An 18,367-nucleotide genomic window follows, 5' to 3' on the forward strand; every position below is an offset into this window, starting at 1 on the left:
GGGGCTCCTCGAGGGAACCCTCGTAGAGGGTCCTCGTGCGGGTCCTCGTGCGGCAGAGCGCCCGTGCCGGTCCGGCCGGGAGTCGCCTCCCGGCCGCTTCTCTACTCCTCGCCCGCGGTCGCGGACGCGTTCGCCGACGCCCTCTTCGTGGCGGTCTTCTTCGCCGGTGCCTTCTTGGCGGCGGCCGTCGTCTTCTTCGCGGCAGCCGTCTTCTTGGCGGCCGTGGTCTTGGCGGCGGTCTTCTTCGCCGCCGTCTTCTTGGCCGCGGTCTTCTTGGCGGGCGCCTTCTTGGCCGCCTTCTTCTTGGCCGGCCCCTTGGCACGCTTCTCGGCGAGCAGCTCGTAACCGCGCTCCGGCGTGATGTCCTCGACGCTGTCGCCGGTGCGCAGCGTCGCGTTGGTCTCGCCGTCGGTGACGTACGGGCCGAAGCGGCCGTCCTTGACGACGACGGGACGCTCACTGACCGGGTCGGTGCCGAGCTCCTTCAGCGGCGGCTTGGCCGCAGCCCGCCCGCGCTGCTTGGGCTGCGCGTAGATCGCGAGGGCCTCGTCCAGCGTGATGCTGAACAGCTGCTCCTCGTTCTCCAGCGACCGCGAGTCGGTGCCCTTCTTCAGGTACGGGCCATAGCGGCCGTTCTGCGCGGTGATCTCGACGCCTTCGGCGTCGGTGCCGACCACCCGCGGTAGGGACATGAGCCTCAGCGCGTCCTCGAGCGTGACGGTGTCCAGCGACATGGACTTGAACAGCGACGCCGTACGCGGCTTGACCGCGTTCTTGCCGGTCTTCGGCGTGCCCTCGGGCAGCACCTCGGTGACGTACGGGCCGTAGCGGCCGTCCTTGGCCACGATCTGGTGTCCGGTCGCCGGGTCGGTGCCCAGCTCGAAGTCACCGCTCGGCTTGGCGAGCAGCTCCTCCGCGTACTCCACGGTCAGCTCGTCGGGCGCGAGGTCGTCCGGGACGTCGGCGCGCTGGTGGCCCTCCGCGTCCTTCTCGCCGCGCTCGACGTACGGGCCGTAGCGGCCGACGCGCAGCACGATGCCGCTGCCGACGGGGAAGCTGGAGATCTCGCGGGCGTCGATGGCGCCGAGGTCGGTCACCAGCTCCTTGAGACCGCCGAGGTGGTCGCCGTCGCCGTTGCCCGCCTCGGAGGCCGCGCCGGCGGCGTCGCCCTCGCCGAAGTAGAAGCGCCTGAGCCACGGCACGGCCTGCGCCTCGCCCCGGGCGATGCGGTCGAGGTCGTCCTCCATCCTGGCGGTGAAGTCGTAGTCGACGAGCCGGCCGAAGTGCTTCTCCAGCAGGTTCACCACGGCGAAGGAGAGGAACGACGGCACGAGCGCCGTCCCCTTCTTGAAGACGTAGCCGCGGTCCAGGATCGTGCCGATGATCGACGCGTACGTCGACGGGCGGCCGATCTCGCGCTCTTCCAGCTCCTTGACCAGCGATGCCTCGGTGTAGCGGGCGGGCGGCTTGGTGGCGTGGCCGTCGACCGAGATCTCCTCGGCGGACAGCGCGTCGCCCTCGGCGACCTGCGGCAGGCGCCGCTCGCGGTCGTCCAGCTCCGCGTTCGGGTCGTCGGCGCCCTCCACGTAGGCCTTCATGAAGCCGTGGAAGGTGATCGTCTTGCCGGACGCGGTGAACTCGGCGTCGCGGCCGTCGGCGGCCCGGCCGCCGATCTTCACCGTCACGCTGTTCCCGACGGCGTCCTTCATCTGGGAGGCGACGGTCCGCTTCCAGATCAGCTCGTAGAGCCGGAACTGGTCGCCGGTCAGGCCGGTCTCGGCAGGCGTGCGGAAACGGTCGCCCGAAGGCCGGATCGCCTCGTGCGCCTCCTGCGCGTTCTTGACCTTCCCGGCGTACACGCGTGGCGTGTCGGGCAGGTAGTTCGCCCCGTAGAGCTGCGTGACCTGGGCCCGGGCCGCCGCGACGGCGGTGTCGGACAGCACGGTCGAGTCCGTACGCATGTAGGTGATGAAGCCGTTCTCGTACAGCTTCTGCGCGATCTGCATGGTCGCCTTGGCACCGAAGCCGAGCTTGCGGCTGGCCTCCTGCTGGAGGGTCGTGGTGCGGAAGGGCGCGTACGGGGAGCGGCGGTACGGCTTCGACTCGACGGAGCGGACGCTGAACGACGTGTCGGCGAGCGCGGCGGCCAGGGCGCGGGCGTTGGCCTCGTCCAGGTGCAGCACCTGGCCGGAGCCCGCCTTCAGCTGCCCGTCCGGGCCGAAGTCACGGCCCTGTGCGACACGACGGCCGTCGACCGTGGCCAGGCGGGCGATGAGGTTCGACGGGTCGGAGGCGTCACCTGCGCGGCCGGTGGCGAAGGTGCCGGTCAGGTCCCAGTACTCGGCGGAGCGGAACGCGATGCGCTCGCGCTCCCGCTCGACGACGAGCCGGGTCGCGACGGACTGGACACGGCCGGCGGACAGCCGGGGCATGACCTTCTTCCACAGGACCGGCGAGACCTCGTAGCCGTAGAGGCGGTCGAGGATGCGGCGGGTCTCCTGGGCGTCGACCATGCGCTTGTTGAGCTCGCGCGGGTTGGCGACGGCGTCGCGGATCGCGTCCTTGGTGATCTCGTGGAACACCATGCGGTGGACGGGGACCTTGGGCTTGAGCACCTCGAGGAGGTGCCACGCGATGGCCTCGCCCTCGCGGTCCTCATCGGTGGCGAGGTAGAGCTCGTCGGACTCGGCCAGCTGCTCCTTGAGCTTCCTGACCTGGGCGCGCTTGTCGGCGTTGACGACGTAGATCGGCTGGAAGTCGTGCTCGACGTCGACGCCGAGGCGGCGCACCTCGCCGGTGTACTTCTCCGGCACCTCGGCGGCGCCGTTCGGCAGGTCGCGGATGTGCCCGACGCTCGCCTCGACGACGTAACCAGGGCCGAGGTAGCCCTTGATCGTCTTCGCCTTGGCAGGCGACTCGACGATCACGAGTCGGCGGCCGCCCTGTGCGGTCTCGCTGGTCGGGGACAACTTCGCTCTTCTCTCCGGTCGACGCTCGATGGGCGCTCACTGCGGTGCGGTACGCGGCGGTGCGGCGTTACGGCACAGCTGTGGCGCTGCTGTCGCTGCGGAGTGTGACGGTACAACCCGCCCCCGTGTCAAACGGCAAAAGACCGCAACGGCCACTCGAACGGTAACCCGAGTCCAGCCCTTTATGCCGCCCGGACCGGTACGTCGGCGCCTGTGCGCCGCCTCAGACGCGAGCGAAGCACCACACGCCGAGCGTGAGGAAGACCGCACCGAAGAAGATCCCGAAGGCGGTGGCCGTGGCGGGGCTCACTCCGTGCGCGACGGGCGCGCGGTGCGCGAGCCGCATCCCCGTCCACAGCAGCAGCCCGGCTCCGAACAGCGCGAATGCCGTTCCGGCGAAGATCGCTGGCCCGCTCTCCATGCCCGTATCCGGTCCTTTCCTGGCGCCATGGACGTCCGGATGCCGAGGCTGGCACCCCCGGGCGTCGCCCGCACGAATTCCGGGTGAACGACGCGTGGGTTCACTCGCGCGGTCGCGCCGGCGATTTTCCCGCCAGGAGCGTCCTTCCGACGTTTCCGGAGGGGGCTCGTCCTCTTATCCCTGCCGCCGGAGTGCACCGCTCCGGCGGCGGTCCTGCCGACGCGGCGGGAGAGCGCTGTCCGAACATTGGCCGGTTTGCCCGTATCGAGCGGCGCGAATCGTACCGGTGCCCATGCCGGCGCGGCCCGTGCAGAGCCCATGCCGGCCCGGCACCGGCCCGTGCAGGTGCCTACGCCGTCGTGGCCGGATCGGCCGGTTCGAGGAAGCCCTCCTCCACCAGGAGTCGCAGCGCCTGCGGCGTGCGGTCGCGCAGGAGCACCGGGTCCTCGTCGATCAGCTGGGCGATGGCGTCCAGAATCCGTCCGGCGCTCAGCGTCCCGTCGCACACCCCCGCGAAGCCCGCGCCCACGGTGTCGACCTTGGTCGCCCGCCGCATGCCGCGGTTCTGGCGGAGGACCACGTGCTCCGGGTCCTCGGCGCCCGGCAGCCCGACCTGCTCCTGCACCACCTCCGGCACCAGCCGGAAGCGGTCGGCGAGCAGCGCCGCGTCGTCGTGCGTCCGCAGGTAGTCCTGCCGGTCGAAGTGGGCGCGCACGGCGTCGCCGAGCGGCTGCTCGACGGGGTGCGGCCACTCCTCCGCCACGATCGACGGCCGGTCGGCACCGGACTTGCGCAGCGTGATCCAGCCGAAGCCGACGGCCTTGGTCTTCCGCGCCTCGAACTCGTCCAGCCACGCGTCGTACCGCGCCGCGTACTGCGCGGGATCGCTGCGGTGGTCGCCGCTGTCGCGCAGCCACAGCTCCGCGTACTGCGTGATGTCCTGCACCTCGCGCTGCACGATCCAGGCGTCGCAACCGCGCGGCACCCAGGAGCGCAGCCGCTCCTGCCAGTCCTCCCCCTCGACGTGCTGCCAGTTGGCGAGGAACTGCGCGAAGCCGCCCTCGTTCAGCCGGTCCCCCGCCTGCTGGACGAGCGAACGGCACAGATCGTCCCCGCCCATCCCGCCGTCCCGGTAAGTGAGCCGGGCGCCCGGCGAGATGACGAAGGGCGGGTTGGAGACGATCAGGTCGTACGTGTCCGAGGCGACCGGCGCGAACAGCGAGCCCTCCCGCAGGTCGGCCTCCGGCGCGCCGGACAGCGCGAGCGTGAGCCGGGCGAAGTGCAGCGCACGGGGATTGAGATCGGTGGCGGTGACCCGCGTCGCGTGCTGCGCGGCGTGCAACGCCTGAATACCGGATCCCGTGCCGACGTCGAGCGCGGACGCGACGGGCGTACGCACGGTGATGCCGGCGAGCGTGGTGGAGGCGCCGCCGACGCCGAGGACGACCCCTTCGCCCTGGCCGCCGGCTCCCCCCGCGCCGCCGACAGCGCAGCCCAGGTCGGACACGATGAACCAGTCCTGCCCCTCCGGCCCTCCGTAGGGCCGGACGTCCACGGTGGCGCGGACCTCGTCGCCGTCGCGCAGCACCCAGCCGTCCGCCAGGCACGCGTCGACCGGCAGCGCGTCGCGTGCCCGCCCGTACGCCACGGGCCGCTGCAAGAGGAACAGCCGGACGAGCGTCTCCAGCGCTCCCTCGCCACGAGTGGCGCGCAGGGCGGGCACGGTCTCGCTGCGGGCGAGCGCCGCATACGCCGGGGCTCCGAGCAGGTCGAGCAGCCCGTCGGCGGTGAAACCGGTGGCGAGGAAGGCGTCGCGGAGTCGGGGAGCGTGGTCGGGCACGGGAAGACTGGTCGTACTCACGAACCCATTGTGGCGGCCACCCCTGACAACCGCCGCACGGCCCGGCCCCGGGTCGGGGAGCGGGCCGTGCGGTACGAGCCTGCGTGCGACGGCACGCGTCGGCCGTGGGCCGAGTGGAGCCTCACGCAGCCCTGTTGCGCTGCGAACGGGCCGAACGGGTGCCGGTCACGCCTTGCCGGACGCCGACGCGCCGGGGCCGGGGCTCGACGCCTTGGCCCTCTGGCAGCCCGGCTGCTTCGCCATCGCCTGGCCCAACTCGCCCGCCTGCAGCTTGGCCAGCGCGGCCTGGTCCATGCGCTCGATCTTCTTCAGACCGTCCGCGACCTCCTGCAGGCCGTCGGCGAACTTCTGCTGGTCCTTGGCGTCGAGGCTGTCGACCTTCTGCTTGAGCGCCAGGTACTCCTTGGCGGTGGCCTCCAGCTCGTTCACGGCGTCCGTGCGGAGCTTCTCGCCGTTCTCGACCGGCGGGACGCCGGCGTCCCTGACCGCCTTGGCAAGTGCCTTGTCCGCTGCGGCGATGTCGGCGAAAGCCTTGGAGTCGGCGGCCTGGATGTCGGCGGGCTTGCCGTCCGCGGCCGTCGAGATGATGGCCTGCTGGGCGTCGGCTCTCTTCTGGATCTGCGGCTGCGCCTGGTCACAGACCTTCTTGGCCCAGTCGTTCACCTTCTTCTCGCTGTCGTCCCCGCATCCCGACAGCGCCAGTACCAGTACCGCACCGCCGGACAGTGCGGCCGCAAGCTTCTTGTTCACCGGATTGGTCCCTTCCAAGGCTCTCTCGGCCCCGGAACATACACGCCAAGTGGGCGACAAACGCGTGTCGTGTGCACGGTTCATCCCCTATTGCAGCCATTTGCACCAAGGGAGACAAGACTCACCCACACGCGCGAATGGGCGGGCGCCGCGTCAGTCCGCGGCACCCGCCCACTGATTGATCCGGCGTCAGGAAACCGCCGCCGGATCGGCCGACTTCGCGCTGCGATCGGCCCGGCTGTCGCCGTCGTCGCCCACCGCGATGCCGCGCCGCTTGGAGATGTACACGGCCCCCACGATGACCGCCACGGCGATCGCCGCGACCAGCGCGCGCACGCCAGGGTTGGAGTCGTCCCCGAAGCTGAACTGGACGACCGCCGGCGCGATCAGCAGCGCCACCAGGTTCATCACCTTCAGCAGGGGGTTGATCGCCGGACCGGCCGTGTCCTTGAACGGGTCGCCGACCGTGTCACCGATCACCGTCGCCGCATGGGCCTCACTGCCCTTGCCGCCGTGGTGGCCGTCCTCGACGAGCTTCTTGGCGTTGTCCCACGCGCCGCCGGAGTTGGCGAGGAACACGGCCATCAGCGTTCCGGTGCCAATGGCACCCGCGAGGAACGCGCCGAGCGCGCCGACCCCGAGCGAGAAGCCGACCGCGATCGGCGTCATCACCGCGAGCAGACCCGGCGTGGCCAGCTCCCGCAGCGCGTCCTTGGTGCAGATGTCGACGACGCGCCCGTACTCCGGCTTCTCCGAGTAGTCCATGATCCCGGGGTGGTCGCGGAACTGCCGCCTCACTTCGTAGACCACGGCTCCCGCCGAGCGGGACACGGCGTTGATCGCAAGCCCGGAGAAGAGGAAGACGACCGCGGCGCCCAGCACCAGCCCCACCAGGTTGTTCGGCTGGGAGATGTCCATGACCAGATTCATCGGAGCACCGTCGCCGAGCCTCTCGCCGACCTCCCTGGCCGCGGTCCCGATGGCGTCGCGGTACGAGCCGAAGAGCGCGGCCGCGGCGAGCACGGCCGTGGCGATGGCGATGCCCTTGGTGATGGCCTTGGTGGTGTTGCCGACGGCGTCCAGGTCGGTGAGCACCTGCGCGCCCGCGCCGGTGACGTCGCCCGACATCTCCGCGATGCCCTGGGCGTTGTCGGAGACCGGTCCGAAGGTGTCCATCGCGACGATGACGCCGACCGTGGTGAGCAGACCGGTTCCGGCGAGCGCCACGGCGAACAGGGCGAGCATGATCGACGTGCCGCCGAGCAGGAACGCGCCGTAGACACCGAGGCCGATCAACAGCGCGGTGTAGACCGCCGATTCGAGGCCGATCGAGATGCCGGCCAGCACGACGGTGGCCGGGCCGGTCAGCGACGACTTGCCGATGTCCCGGACCGGACGCCGGTTCGTCTCGGTGAAGTAGCCCGTCAGCTGCTGGATCAGGGCCGCCAGCACGATTCCGATGGCGACGGCGACGAGTGCCAGCATGCGCGGGTCTCCGTCGTGCGCCCGCACGGCGGCGTCGCCGACACCGTCCAACTCGGCGTACGAGGAGGGCAGGTAGGTGAACACCGCGACGGCCACCAGGACGATCGAGATCACCGCGGAGATGAAGAAGCCCCGGTTGATGGCGGTCATTCCGCTGCGGTCGGCGCGCCGCGGGGCGACCGCGAAGATGCCGATCATCGCGGTGACCACGCCGATCGCCGGGACAATCAGCGGGAAGGCGAGCCCGGCGTCGCCGAAGGCCGCCGAGCCGAGGATGAGGGCGGCGACGAGGGTGACGGCGTACGACTCGAAGAGGTCGGCCGCCATGCCGGCGCAGTCGCCGACGTTGTCGCCGACGTTGTCGGCGATGGTCGCGGCGTTGCGCGGGTCGTCCTCGGGGATGCCCTGCTCGACCTTGCCGACGAGGTCGGCGCCGACGTCGGCCGCCTTGGTGAAGATGCCGCCGCCGACACGCATGAACATGGCGATCAGCGCGGCGCCGAGACCGAAGCCCTCGAGCACCTTGGGCGCGTCGGCCGCGTAGACGAGCACGACGCAGGAGGCACCGAGGAGCCCGAGGCCCACCGTGAACATGCCCACCACGCCACCGGTACGGAATGCGATCTTCATGGCCTTGTGCGCGACGGCCGTCAGATCCTTTTCCGGCTCTCCTTCCTGCGGTGTCGCTTCCCGCGCGGCTGCCGCCACCCGTACATTGGCCCGCACCGCGAGACGCATGCCGATGTATCCGGTGGCCGCCGAGAAGATCGCGCCCACGAGGAAGAACACCGAACGCCCCGCACGCTGCGACCAGTCGTCCGCAGGAAGAAGCATGAGCAGGAAGAACACCACGACGGCGAAGACGCCGAGGGTGCGCAGCTGCCGGGCGAGATAGGCATTCGCGCCTTCCTGCACCGCTGCTGCGATCTTTTTCATGGAATCGGTGCCCTGGCCTGCGGCGAGGACCTGGCGCACGAGCAATTGGGCGACGACCAGGGCCGCCAGCGCGACGGCCGCGATGACCACGATGATCATCCGGTTGTCATCCGTGAGCACCGCAGCTGCGTAGGAAGTGGGATGATCGGTCATTTGTGGGTTGAAGAGCCCCGCCATTCGTCCTCCTTGACGTTCAGAGCTCAAGATGTGGACGGATTGTAAGTAGCGGAACCTGATCAAAACAGGGTGCGTCAAATGCAATCGACCTTGAGTGGCTACTCAGCAAATGATCGCGTACGGAAAACTTGCCCGAAAGTAGTAATGGGGCAAAAGCATTGACTCTTGATCCATGATCTAGAAAATACGAAAAGGCCCTGCTCAGCAGACCTCTTTCGTAGATCTAATGAGTAGAGAATCGGAAGATCGATCATCCGGGTGGCGGTCAAGCTCGCGCACAAAGCCGCCCGCCGAATCCGGCCGGTCCTCCGCGACGGCTTCCGGCGCCCCGGCTCGCTCGTGGAATCGTTCGGCCCACGATGGGCCGAACGGGTCACGGCGGGGCCTGTCCGGCGGCCGACCCGGGCCCGGACGAGGGCAGCCGACCGGGAGCAGACCGCGAAGAAGGGACGGCCGACCCCGGAGAGAGGGCGGCCCGCCCGGAAGTCGAGACAGCCCGGCCCTCGGAGCCGAGACAGCGGACCGAACGGTCAGGTCGCCGGGGGAGGCGGTGCGGCGGGCCAGCTCATCCTGATCACGCCGCCCTCCTCGGAGGACGAGACCTCCATGTCGTCGACGAGGCCGCTGATCACCGCCAGCCCCATCTCGTCCTCGCCCTCGGCTTCGGCCTCGTCGTCGGCACGCCCGCCCGCGGCCGAGGCACCCGAGCCGGGGACCTCGTCCCCGACCTCGATCGAGAAGGCCTTCTCCTCCTCGGACAGCACGACCCGCACGGGCGCCGTGAGGCCGTGGCTGCGGTGCAGTCCGACGGCCCGGCTGCACGCCTCGCCCACGGCGAGGCGGACCTCGTCCAGCACCGCCTCGTCGACCCCGGCCCTGCGTGCCACGGCAGCGGCGACCAGCCGGGCCGTCCTGACGTGCTCGGGCTGGGCGCTGAAGCGGAGCTCAACGGTGGCCATGCAGATCCCCCTCGGACATACGAGCGTGCCTCACAGAGGCCCGGGCTGGATGCCCGGTGCCCCTCACTGCTTCCGGCGGTCTCCGGCTAACCGTCAGTCGGTCGCCGCGACGGCTTCGTCGACCGTGGTGTGGATCGGGAACACCTTGGTCAGACCCGTGATCCGGAAGATCTTGAGAATGCGCTCCTGGTTGCAGACCAGGCGCAGGGAGCCCTCGTGCGCGCGCACGCGCTTCAGGCCGCCGACGAGCACGCCCAGGCCGGTGGAGTCGAGAAAATCCACGCCCTCCATGTCGACAACCAGGTGGTAGCTGCCGTCGTTCACCAACTCGACCAACTGCTCGCGCAGCTTGGGCGCGGTATACACATCAATCTCGCCACCGACCTCGACGACCGTGCGGTCGCCACCAGGGCCGGACACATTGCGAGTCGACAGGGACAGGTCCACGGATCCTCCAGCACCTTGCTATCGAGCGGCCGTCCCCGCAGGTCTCCCCGACGGAGCCGGAGGACGGTCGCCAGCCGCGATGGCATTCAATCACTTACCAGCAGCCATGCACGACGCCTTGGGACCATTGTCCGTCACGCCAGTGACACACTCGGTGCCGATGGCCAAGAATCACCGTCCCAGACGACCTCCCGCGAGCGGGGAAACCCGCCCCTCCCCCGGTGCGGTCCTCGACCGGCTCACCACGGGGGCGAACCGGGCTGCGCGCATCACTCATACGGAGCACTTGCCCCCGCGACCGGGCAGGCATGCCGTCTGGCCGGACCGCATCCGCGCGGAAGTGATCGCCGCTGTCCAGGCGGCCGGCATCGACCACCCCTGGGCCCACCAGGCGGCCGCCGCCGAGCACGCCCTGGACGGCGAGTCCGTGGTCATCGCGACCGGCACCGCCTCGGGCAAGTCCCTGGCGTACCTCGCCCCTGTCCTCAGCACCCTCCTCGACGGTGCCGAGGCCCCGAACGGCCGCGGCACCACCGCCCTCTACCTGGCTCCCACCAAGGCCCTCGCCGCCGACCAGCTGCGGGCCGTCCGGGAACTCGCCGCCCCCCTCGGCAACCGCGTCCGCCCCGCCGTCTACGACGGCGACACGCCCGTCGAGGAACGCGAATGGGTGCGGCAGTACGCCAATTACGTCCTCACCAACCCGGACATGCTGCATCTCGGGATACTCCCCTCCCACCCGCGCTGGTCCTCCTTCCTCCGCTCCCTGCGCTACGTCGTGATCGACGAGTGCCACACCTACCGGGGTGTTTTCGGCTCCCACGTCGCCCAGGTGCTGCGCCGCCTCCGCCGCCTGTGCGCCCGGTACGGGGCGAGCCCCGTCTTCCTGCTCGCGTCGGCCACCGCCGCGGCCCCCTCGGTGGCCGCCGGCCGCCTCACCGGCCTGCCCGTTCGCGAGGTCGCCGACGACGCCTCACCGCGCGGCGAACTCGTCTTCGCCCTGTGGGAGCCGCCGCTCACCGAGCTCCACGGAGAGAAGGGCGCACCGGTGCGCCGCACGGCGACCGCCGAGACCGCCGACCTGTTGACCGACCTGACCGTGCAGGGCGTCCGCAGCGTCGCCTTCGTACGCTCCCGGCGCGGTGCCGAGCTCATCTCCGTGATCGCCAAGGAGCGCCTCGCCGAGGTCGACCGCTCGCTGCCGCAGCGCATCGCCGCCTACCGCGGCGGCTACCTCCCCGAGGAGCGCCGCGCCCTGGAGCGTGCCCTGCACTCCGGCGACCTCCTCGGCCTCGCCGCCACCACCGCCCTCGAACTCGGCGTCGACGTCTCCGGCCTCGACGCGGTCGTCATCGCCGGATATCCGGGCACCCGTGCCTCCCTGTGGCAGCAGGCCGGCCGCGCGGGACGCTCGGGCCAGGGTGCCCTGGCCGTCCTCGTCGCCCGCGACGACCCGCTGGACACCTATCTCGTCCACCACCCCGAGGCGCTGTTCCGGCGGCCGGTCGAGTCCACCGTCCTGGACCCGGACAATCCCTACGTCCTGGCCCCCCACCTGTGCGCCGCCGCGGCGGAACTCCCGCTCACCGAAGCCGACCTGGAGCTCTTCGGCCCCGCCACCGCGGAGCTCATGCCCCAGCTGGAGACCGCCAGGCTGCTGCGCCGGCGTGCCTCCGGCTGGCACTGGACGCGCCGCGAGCGGGCCGCCGACCTCACCGACATCCGCGGCGGCGGCGGGCGTCCCGTCCAGATCGTCGAGGCCTCCAGCGGCCGCCTGCTCGGCACGGTCGACGAGGCCGCCGCCCACACGGCCGTCCACGACGGCGCCGTCCACCTGCACCAGGGCCGTACCTACCTGGTCGAACAGCTCGACCTGGAGGACTCGGTCGCCCTGGTCGAGGAGGCCAATCCGCCCTACTCGACCACTGCACGGGACACCACCTCCATCTCCGTGCTCGACACCGACATCGAGGTCCCGTGGGGTGACGGGCGCCTGTGCTACGGCTCCGTCGAGGTCACCAACCAGGTCGTCTCCTTCCTGCGCCGCCGGCTCGTCACCGGCGAGGTACTCGGAGAGTCGAAGCTCGATCTCCCGCCCCGCACCCTGCGCACTCGGGCCGTGTGGTGGACGGTCACCGAGGACCAGCTCGACGCCGCCCGGGTGGGCCCGGAACAGCTCGGCGGAGCCCTCCACGCCGCCGAACACGCCTCGATCGGCATGCTGCCGCTGTTCGCCACCTGCGACCGCTGGGACATCGGCGGCGTGTCCGTCCCGCTCCACCCCGACACGCTGCTCCCCACGGTGTTCGTGTACGACGGGCATCCGGGGGGCGCGGGCTTCGCCGAGCGCGCCTTCCACACGGCCGGCGAATGGCTCACGGCGACACGTGAGGCCATCGCGTCCTGCGAGTGCGAGGCCGGCTGCCCCTCGTGCATCCAGTCCCCCAAATGCGGCAACGGCAACGACCCGCTGCACAAGCGCGGCGCGGTCCGCCTGCTCACCGAACTGCTCCGGGGGGCTCCGGCCCAAGCGCCGGTGGAGCCGGGCCCGTTGGGCGAGGCCGGGGAAGCGGCCGAGCGGAAGGCGACGGAAGGGCCGGCGGAGGAACAGGCGAGCGAGCCGATGGGTGACGCGGCGGTCGAGCGGGCAGACGGACCTGCCGCCCCGTCGAAGGACGCACCGGACGGCGAACCGGGAGACCGGCCTGTCCCGGATGCGGCCGCCCCGACGCCGGAGGGGCCGCCGCCCCGCGACCCGTCGTAGGGAAGTCCCTGCGACCCAGTGGCGGGACCGTGTGGGCGGTCGGGCTCTGCGTCGCCCAAGGTCTCCGTCGGGCGGCCCCGCTCTCGACCTGACCTCGGGTACGTTCGGCCCGCAGCGGGACCGTACGGGCGGTCGGGCTCTGCGGTATCGCCAAAGAGCCCCCGTCGTCCGTCCCGTCGGGCGGCCCCGCTCTCGACCTGACCTCGGGCGCGTACGGCCCGAAGCGGGAGCGGGCGGTCACATCGGCGATCTCGCCCGTCACCACGCATCTGGTGACCTCCGCCTCCTGTGCCCGGGCGACCTCGGCCGCCCTGGCACACGCCGCGGCCTGGCCGCTCAGGGCGTGGCCGGCCGCGGCCAGGGCCGCCAAGTCCGCGGCGCCGCCCGCCCGATGGCGTGCCACGACCGCCTGCCCCATCGCCAGCACCAGCGCGAAGACCGCGCACAGCACCGTGGTGGCGGAGGCCACCCAGACGGTGGCCGAACCACGGTCCCGGTTCACGGCGCCACCGCCGTACCACCCGCGACGCCGGCACGGGCCGAAGCACGCGCCGTGGTCGCCCGTGCGACGCCGGGCCAGGCGGCTGCCGTGCTGCCGGCCGAGGCGTCGTCCGGGCCCCGCCCCACCGTGTCCTCGGCCAGGGCCGCCGCCTCGGCGCTCAGCGTCAGCCCCAGCGCACCAGGTCCGGGCGTATCCGCCTGCACCCGTACCCACCACACGTCGCCTGCCCTGGACAGGGTGACCCGCGCGCCGGCCGGGGCCGCGGAGCGTGCGGCGGCGAGCGCCGCCGCACGCGGCTCCGACCTTGCCGCGGCCCGGGCCCCGGCTCGTGCCGCGTCCACACACTGGATCTGCGCGGACGCGGCCATCAGCGCCCAGACCAGGGCCATGGCGAACACGACCAGGGCGGGAACCGCCACAGCAGCCTCGGCGGTCACCGACCCCCGGTCGCCGCCTGTGCCCGGAACCGCGCCCGGCCTCTCAGAACTGGGCATCGAGGGCCTTGCCGATCAATGCTTGGAGGCCCTTCGACACGGCGTCGCTCGTCACGACCTTGTACAGGACGGCCGCGAAGCCGCAGGCGGCGATCGTGCCCACCGCGTACTCGGATGTGGTCATGCCCTTGTCCGTCCGCAGCCGGGCCAGTCGGCCGCGCAGTCCGCGTCCGGAGGCCCTGCTCTCGCACAGCCGGTGCCACAGCGTATTCCACATGCTCAACTCCCTGGTGTCGTCGTGCGCTTGTCTTCGTGAGAAATCAGTGCGTCAGTCGGCGGCCAGCAGTCCGCCGGCCAGTCCGATCACCACCGGTGCGACACCGACGGCGAGAAAGGCGGGCAGGAAGCACAGGCCCACGGGTGCCGTGATCAGCACCTGTGCCTTCCGGCCTCGTGCCGCCACCTGGCGGGCGCGGTCCGCCCGCAGCCTCTCGGCCAGCCTCGTCACCTGCTCCGCCGCCGGGGCGCCGGTCAGGTCGGCGCGCTCCAGGCAGCGGGCCAGCGGCTCGGCACCCGCTGTCGCGCCCAACCAGCCCCATGCGTGCGCCGGCTCGCCGCCGAGCCTCAGCTCGGCCGCGGCCCTGACGAGGCGCTCCCCGAGCCGACCGCCCAGCGACTCGCCCACGGCCTCCGCCGCTTCCCGCGGCCCCGCGCCGGCCGAAATGCATGCGGCCAGGAGGTCGGCAGCGAGCGGCAGTTGACGTGCCGCCTCCTTGCCTCCGTCGGCTCCCTCCTTCTCTGCCACCACCGCTGCGGCACCCACCCGGCGCCGCAGCCAGTGCCGTACGCCGAGTGCCGCGGCGACCCCCACAAGGGCTCCGACCGGGCCACCGATCAGGACATAGCTGAGGGCTGCCGCGCCGAACGGCGCCGCCCACTCCCTCGCGCGGGCCACCAACTGCGCTCTGTTGCGGCGCTGTTCCCGCTCCACCGACAGGAGCGCCTCGATCCGTCCGCGCACCGCCCTGCCCCGGCGGTGCGCGGCGATCAGCGACCCGGCACAGCTCACCGCCGCCAGGCCGGCCAGCACCGCCCCCAGCCTGTGGACGACATCCGGGCTCATGTCTCCTCACCCGCCCGCACGATCCGCCCCGCCCAGAACAGGCCCGCTGCCTCCAGCAGCCCACCGGCGGCCAGACAGGCGATACCGCCCGGCGTGTGGAACAGCACGTCAAGCGGGTCCGCTCCGAGCGCCCAGCCCATTCCCAGGCCCGCGACGGGCAGCAGCGCGAGGAGCACGACCGTCGACCAGGCACCCGCCAGCTGCGCTGCCAAGTCCTGCCGTTGGTCCCTCTCCGCCCGCAGCGCCGCCTCAAGCCGGTCCAGCCCGGCGGCCAGCCCCGCCCCGCTGTCCACGGCGACCCGCCAGCAGGCGGCGAATCCGGCCAGCCCCTCCGCGCCGGGCTGCCGAGCCGCGGCATTCAGCGCCCCGGGCACATCACCGCCGAACCGCGCCGCCGCCAGGACGGCCGCCTCCGCCTGACCGAGCGCCCTGGTGGACCGGGCGCCGAACAACAGCGCCTGCCCGGGCTGCAGTCCCGCCCGCAGCTCTCCCGCGACCGCTCCGCACAGCGCGACCACCCTCTCGGCCCTGCGATCCCTCTCCTTCCGGTGCTCCCGCGCCCGCAACCGCCGCCGTGCCAACGGCATCGCCGCCGCCCCCGCGACGAGGGGCAGGACGGACTTCCCCAGCACGGCGACCACGAGCGCCACCGGCAAACACAGCCACTCCCTGCGCAGCCGCACCACCGGCAGCACGCGCTCCCACGCCCACCACGGCGGCTCCGCGACGGCACCCCCACCGGCGAGGAGCAGCCGCGCACGGCGCATCCCCTGGTCCCTGCCGGCGATCAGCCAGGCGGCGGCCCCCGCGCAGACCGCCGCCGCGCAGATCGACTCGGTGGCCCTCACAGCGCCTCCCCGATCAGGACACGAAGCCGCGGCCAGCCCACCTCGCGCGCGAACGCCTCCGCACCCCACCTCAGCGCCGGGACCGTCACCACCAGCCCGGCCGCATCCCGCTCCAGCACGTGCACCTCCGCGATGCGCCGCCGCCCGTCCGCGTCCCGCGCCAGATGGACCACCACGGACAGGGCCGCGGCCAACTGGCTGTGCAGTGCCGCCCGGTCCAGACCCGCCGCCGTCCCCAGCGCCTCCAGTCGCGCCGGCACGTCCCCCGCCGCGTTGGCGTGTACGGTGCCGCACCCACCCTCGTGACCGGTGTTGAGCGCGGCCAGTAGCTCCGTGACCTCGGCGCCACGGACCTCTCCGACGACCAGCCGGTCGGGCCGCATCCGCAGCGCCTGGCGGACCAGGTCCCGCAGGGTCACCCGTCCCGCGCCCTCCTGGTTGGCGGCGCGCGATTCGAGCCGCACCACGTGGGGGTGGTCGGGTCTCAGCTCGGCCGAGTCCTCGGCGAGCACGATGCGCTCCCGCTCCCCCACCAGCCCCAGCAGACTGCTCAGCAGGGTCGTCTTCCCCGAACCGGTTCCGCCGCTGATCAGAAAGGAGAGCCGGGCCGCGATCAGCGCCCGCAGCACACGTTCCCCGTCCGGCGGAACCGTCCCCGCCACCACCAGCTCCCGGACCGAGAACGCCCGGGGCCGCACCACCCGCAGCGACAGGCACGTCGAGCCGACGGCGACCGGAGGAATCACGGCGTGCATCCGCGTCCCGTCCGGCAGCCGGGCGTCCACCCAGGGCCGGGCGTCGTCGAGCCTGCGCTCCGCCACGGCCGCGAGCCGCTGCGCCAGCCTGCGCACCGACGCGGCGTCCGGGAACGTCACCTCGGTGAGCTCCAGGCCCCTGCCACGGTCCACCCACACCCGGTCCGGCGCGGAGACCAGCACATCGGTGACGGACGGGTCGGACAGCAGGGGCTCCAGCGGCCCCGTGCCCACCAGCTCGCCGCGTAACTTCTCCGTGCCGCCCAGCACTTCGGCATCCCCCAGCAGGCGTCCCTGTGCCCGTAGGGCCGCCGCGACCCTGGCCGGGGTCGGCTCGGCACCGCTCTCCGCCAGCCGCTGCCGTACGGCCTCCAGCAGTCCGGTGCTCATGAGACCGTCTCCCCGGCGAGCGCCTTCTCCCAGAAGGCCGTGCAGAACCTGGCCAGCGGCCCTCGTCCGCTCGCGCCCGGCGGGACTCCGCCGTCCTGCGCCGCCGACAGCCCTGCCTCCACGGGCAGTTCACCCGCGAGCGGCAGACCGAGCGCAGCGGCCACCCACTGCTCGTCCAGCCTCGAGGCGTACGGGCCGCGGACGACCACCCGCAGGTCCGAGAGGACCATTCCCACCACCGAGGCGACCCGGTTCGCCGCGGCGACCGCGCGCAGCTCGCCGGGGACGACCAGCAGCCCCAGGTCGAGCTGGGCGAGCGCCTCGGCCACGCCCTCGTCGACGCGGCGCGGCAGGTCGACGACGACCACGCCGCCCCGGCGGCGCGCCGCCGCGAGCACCGACCTCATCGCCTCGGGCGGGACGACGACGGAATCCCCGCGGTCCCAGCTGAGCACCCGCAGGGCGTGCAGCTCCGGCAACGACTCCTCCAGTGCACCGCCGGCGACGCGCCCCTTCGAGGCGGCGAAATCGGGCCATCGTCTACCCTCCGTCTGCTCGCCGCCGAGCAGGACGTCCAGGCCGCCGCCGAGCGGGTCCCCGTCGACGAGCATGGTGCGCCGGCCGGCGCGGGCGGCCGTCACGGCGAGGGCACAGGCCAGCGTCGACGCCCCCGCACCGCCCCGTCCACCGATGACTCCGACGGTCAGCGCCTGCCGTCCGACGCCCTCGACGACGTCGGCGATCCGGTCGACGAGCCAGCCCTCCGCGTCCGGCAGGCGCAGGACACTGTCGGCCCCGATCTCCACCGCCCGCCGCCAGACGTCCGGGTCGTCCTGGTCGCGGCCCACGAGCAGCACCCCGCGCCTGCGAGTGGCCCCGCGGCATCGCTCGGCCGCGTCATCCCCGACGAGGACCAGCGGCGCACCCTCCCAGACGCCCTTGCGGTCGGGCACCGTGTGGTGGACGTCCGGCTCGGCCCCCGCCGCCGCGCACAGCCGCAGCAGGTCGTCGAGCAGCTCCACGTCCTCCGTGACGATCAGCGGTCCGTCGCGGCGCTCCTCGGCGCTGCGGGGACGCTCCGATGTGATGGATCCGGCCACGATCTCCACCCCTCTCCAGGCGATCTCGCGCACGGCGAGATCGGTGATTCCTCGGGTCCGCGAACTTCGCGACGGAATCACGGTGCAACCCGCTGAAAAATCGTGTGGATCTTGCCGAAAAACTGTGGACAACCGGCCACTTGTGAATATCCCCGTAGCCCGAACCGGTGAGCCACCGAAAGCTGCCGGAGCGCAGCATTGCAACTACTCAGCGTGACGAAATCGAGGGTGTGCGTTCCATGCCCTCCGCAGCGGACGGAGGCGGGCAGGAGGCGGCGCCGACCGCGAAAATGAGGGAGAAACCCGCCCGGACATGCGACGACCCCCGCCGGGGGGGAGAGCGGGGGTCGTCTCTCCGGCCGACTCGGGGGGGGAGGAGCCGGACCGGGTTAGCACGGTCGCGAACGATCCGTGACTTCCATGGTGTACCCGAGAGCCTTCTCAGG

At 72.1% G+C, this 18,367-nt stretch carries 14 protein-coding genes and 1 pseudogene; 1 reads left to right on the plus strand and 14 read right to left on the minus strand.

Annotation, left to right across the window (positions count from 1 at the left end):
* Positions 1-101: 101 nt before the first annotated feature.
* The 7 genes from topA to ACLB9X_RS11100 all read right to left on the minus strand — a co-directional run bounded on the left by topA (position 102) and on the right by ACLB9X_RS11100 (position 10,005).
* The gene (gene topA, locus ACLB9X_RS11070) at positions 102-2,969 is read right to left on the minus strand and encodes a type I DNA topoisomerase (protein WP_410360120.1); all 2,868 of its coding nucleotides are present in this window, start codon (positions 2,967-2,969) and stop codon (positions 102-104) included.
* A 223-nt stretch (positions 2,970-3,192) separates the two neighbouring features.
* Positions 3,193-3,390, minus strand: coding sequence for a hypothetical protein (locus ACLB9X_RS11075; protein ID WP_410360121.1), 198 nt, complete (start codon positions 3,388-3,390; stop codon positions 3,193-3,195).
* Positions 3,391-3,739: 349 nt separating this feature from the next.
* Positions 3,740-5,251, minus strand: a complete 1,512-nt coding sequence (locus ACLB9X_RS11080; RefSeq protein WP_410360122.1) for a methyltransferase — start codon at positions 5,249-5,251, stop codon at positions 3,740-3,742.
* A gap of 165 nt (positions 5,252-5,416) precedes the next feature.
* Entirely contained in the window at positions 5,417-6,001 is a 585-nt protein-coding gene (locus ACLB9X_RS11085) for a small secreted protein (RefSeq protein ID WP_410360123.1), read from the minus strand.
* Between the two features lie 189 nt (positions 6,002-6,190).
* Positions 6,191-8,599: a sodium-translocating pyrophosphatase gene (locus tag ACLB9X_RS11090; protein WP_410360523.1), complete on the minus strand. Its 2,409-nt coding sequence runs from the start codon at positions 8,597-8,599 to the stop codon at positions 6,191-6,193.
* A gap of 530 nt (positions 8,600-9,129) precedes the next feature.
* Complete coding sequence (locus tag ACLB9X_RS11095; RefSeq protein WP_410360124.1) at positions 9,130-9,558, minus strand: ATP-binding protein; 429 nt, start codon at positions 9,556-9,558, stop codon at positions 9,130-9,132.
* A gap of 93 nt (positions 9,559-9,651) precedes the next feature.
* Positions 9,652-10,005 (minus strand): STAS domain-containing protein, encoded by a 354-nt coding sequence (locus tag ACLB9X_RS11100; RefSeq protein WP_003967428.1) that lies wholly within the window; start codon positions 10,003-10,005, stop codon positions 9,652-9,654.
* A gap of 79 nt (positions 10,006-10,084) precedes the next feature.
* Between ACLB9X_RS11100 and ACLB9X_RS11105 the strand changes: the two genes are divergently transcribed.
* On the plus strand, positions 10,085-12,769 hold the full coding sequence (locus ACLB9X_RS11105) for a DEAD/DEAH box helicase (protein ID WP_410360125.1): 2,685 nt from the start codon (positions 10,085-10,087) through the stop codon (positions 12,767-12,769).
* 241 nt (positions 12,770-13,010) lie between these two features.
* Here the strand turns inward: ACLB9X_RS11105 and ACLB9X_RS11110 are convergent.
* The 7 genes and pseudogenes from ACLB9X_RS11110 to ssd form a co-directional block, all read right to left on the minus strand.
* Positions 13,011-13,271, minus strand: a pseudogene (locus ACLB9X_RS11110) (Rv3654c family TadE-like protein); the annotation flags it as partial.
* Positions 13,268-13,765, minus strand: a complete 498-nt coding sequence (locus tag ACLB9X_RS11115) for a TadE family type IV pilus minor pilin (protein ID WP_410360126.1) — start codon at positions 13,763-13,765, stop codon at positions 13,268-13,270. The gene ACLB9X_RS11115 and the pseudogene ACLB9X_RS11110, both read right to left, overlap by 4 nt.
* Positions 13,752-13,982 carry a DUF4244 domain-containing protein gene (locus ACLB9X_RS11120; protein WP_410360127.1) on the minus strand — a complete coding sequence of 77 codons (231 nt, stop codon included), beginning with the start codon at positions 13,980-13,982 and terminating at the stop codon, positions 13,752-13,754. Before ACLB9X_RS11120 ends, ACLB9X_RS11115 begins: the two co-directional genes overlap by 14 nt.
* 51 nt (positions 13,983-14,033) lie before the next feature.
* Positions 14,034-14,828: a type II secretion system F family protein gene (locus ACLB9X_RS11125; RefSeq protein WP_410360128.1), complete on the minus strand. Its 795-nt coding sequence runs from the start codon at positions 14,826-14,828 to the stop codon at positions 14,034-14,036.
* Positions 14,825-15,676, minus strand: coding sequence for a type II secretion system F family protein (locus tag ACLB9X_RS11130; RefSeq protein ID WP_410360129.1), 852 nt, complete (start codon positions 15,674-15,676; stop codon positions 14,825-14,827). Before ACLB9X_RS11130 ends, ACLB9X_RS11125 begins: the two co-directional genes overlap by 4 nt.
* Positions 15,673-16,821 carry a TadA family conjugal transfer-associated ATPase gene (locus ACLB9X_RS11135; RefSeq protein ID WP_410360130.1) on the minus strand — a complete coding sequence of 383 codons (1,149 nt, stop codon included), beginning with the start codon at positions 16,819-16,821 and terminating at the stop codon, positions 15,673-15,675. Before ACLB9X_RS11135 ends, ACLB9X_RS11130 begins: the two co-directional genes overlap by 4 nt.
* Positions 16,818-17,921: a septum site-determining protein Ssd gene (gene ssd / locus ACLB9X_RS11140; protein ID WP_410360524.1), complete on the minus strand. Its 1,104-nt coding sequence runs from the start codon at positions 17,919-17,921 to the stop codon at positions 16,818-16,820. Before ssd ends, ACLB9X_RS11135 begins: the two co-directional genes overlap by 4 nt.
* Between the last annotated feature and the right edge of the window lie 446 nt (positions 17,922-18,367).

Source organism: Streptomyces sp. 5K101 (assembly GCF_046506645.1).
Classification (GTDB): Bacteria; Actinomycetota; Actinomycetes; order Streptomycetales; family Streptomycetaceae; genus Streptomyces.

What these genes read in the sequence shown, in the direction of transcription:
- ACLB9X_RS11120 (WP_410360127.1), bottom strand. Translation starts at nt 13,982, where the DNA reads ATGTGGAATACGCTGTGGCACCGGCTGTGCGAGAGCAGGGCCTCCGGA.
- ACLB9X_RS11125 (WP_410360128.1), bottom strand. Translation starts at nt 14,828, where the DNA reads ATGAGCCCGGATGTCGTCCACAGGCTGGGGGCGGTGCTGGCCGGCCTG.
- ACLB9X_RS11090 (WP_410360523.1), bottom strand. Translation starts at nt 8,599, where the DNA reads ATGGCGGGGCTCTTCAACCCACAAATGACCGATCATCCCACTTCCTAC.
- ACLB9X_RS11105 (WP_410360125.1), top strand. Translation starts at nt 10,085, where the DNA reads ATGGCATTCAATCACTTACCAGCAGCCATGCACGACGCCTTGGGACCA.
- ACLB9X_RS11075 (WP_410360121.1), bottom strand. Translation starts at nt 3,390, where the DNA reads ATGGAGAGCGGGCCAGCGATCTTCGCCGGAACGGCATTCGCGCTGTTC.
- ACLB9X_RS11115 (WP_410360126.1), bottom strand. Translation starts at nt 13,765, where the DNA reads ATGCCCAGTTCTGAGAGGCCGGGCGCGGTTCCGGGCACAGGCGGCGAC.
- ACLB9X_RS11135 (WP_410360130.1), bottom strand. Translation starts at nt 16,821, where the DNA reads ATGAGCACCGGACTGCTGGAGGCCGTACGGCAGCGGCTGGCGGAGAGC.
- ACLB9X_RS11095 (WP_410360124.1), bottom strand. Translation starts at nt 9,558, where the DNA reads ATGGCCACCGTTGAGCTCCGCTTCAGCGCCCAGCCCGAGCACGTCAGG.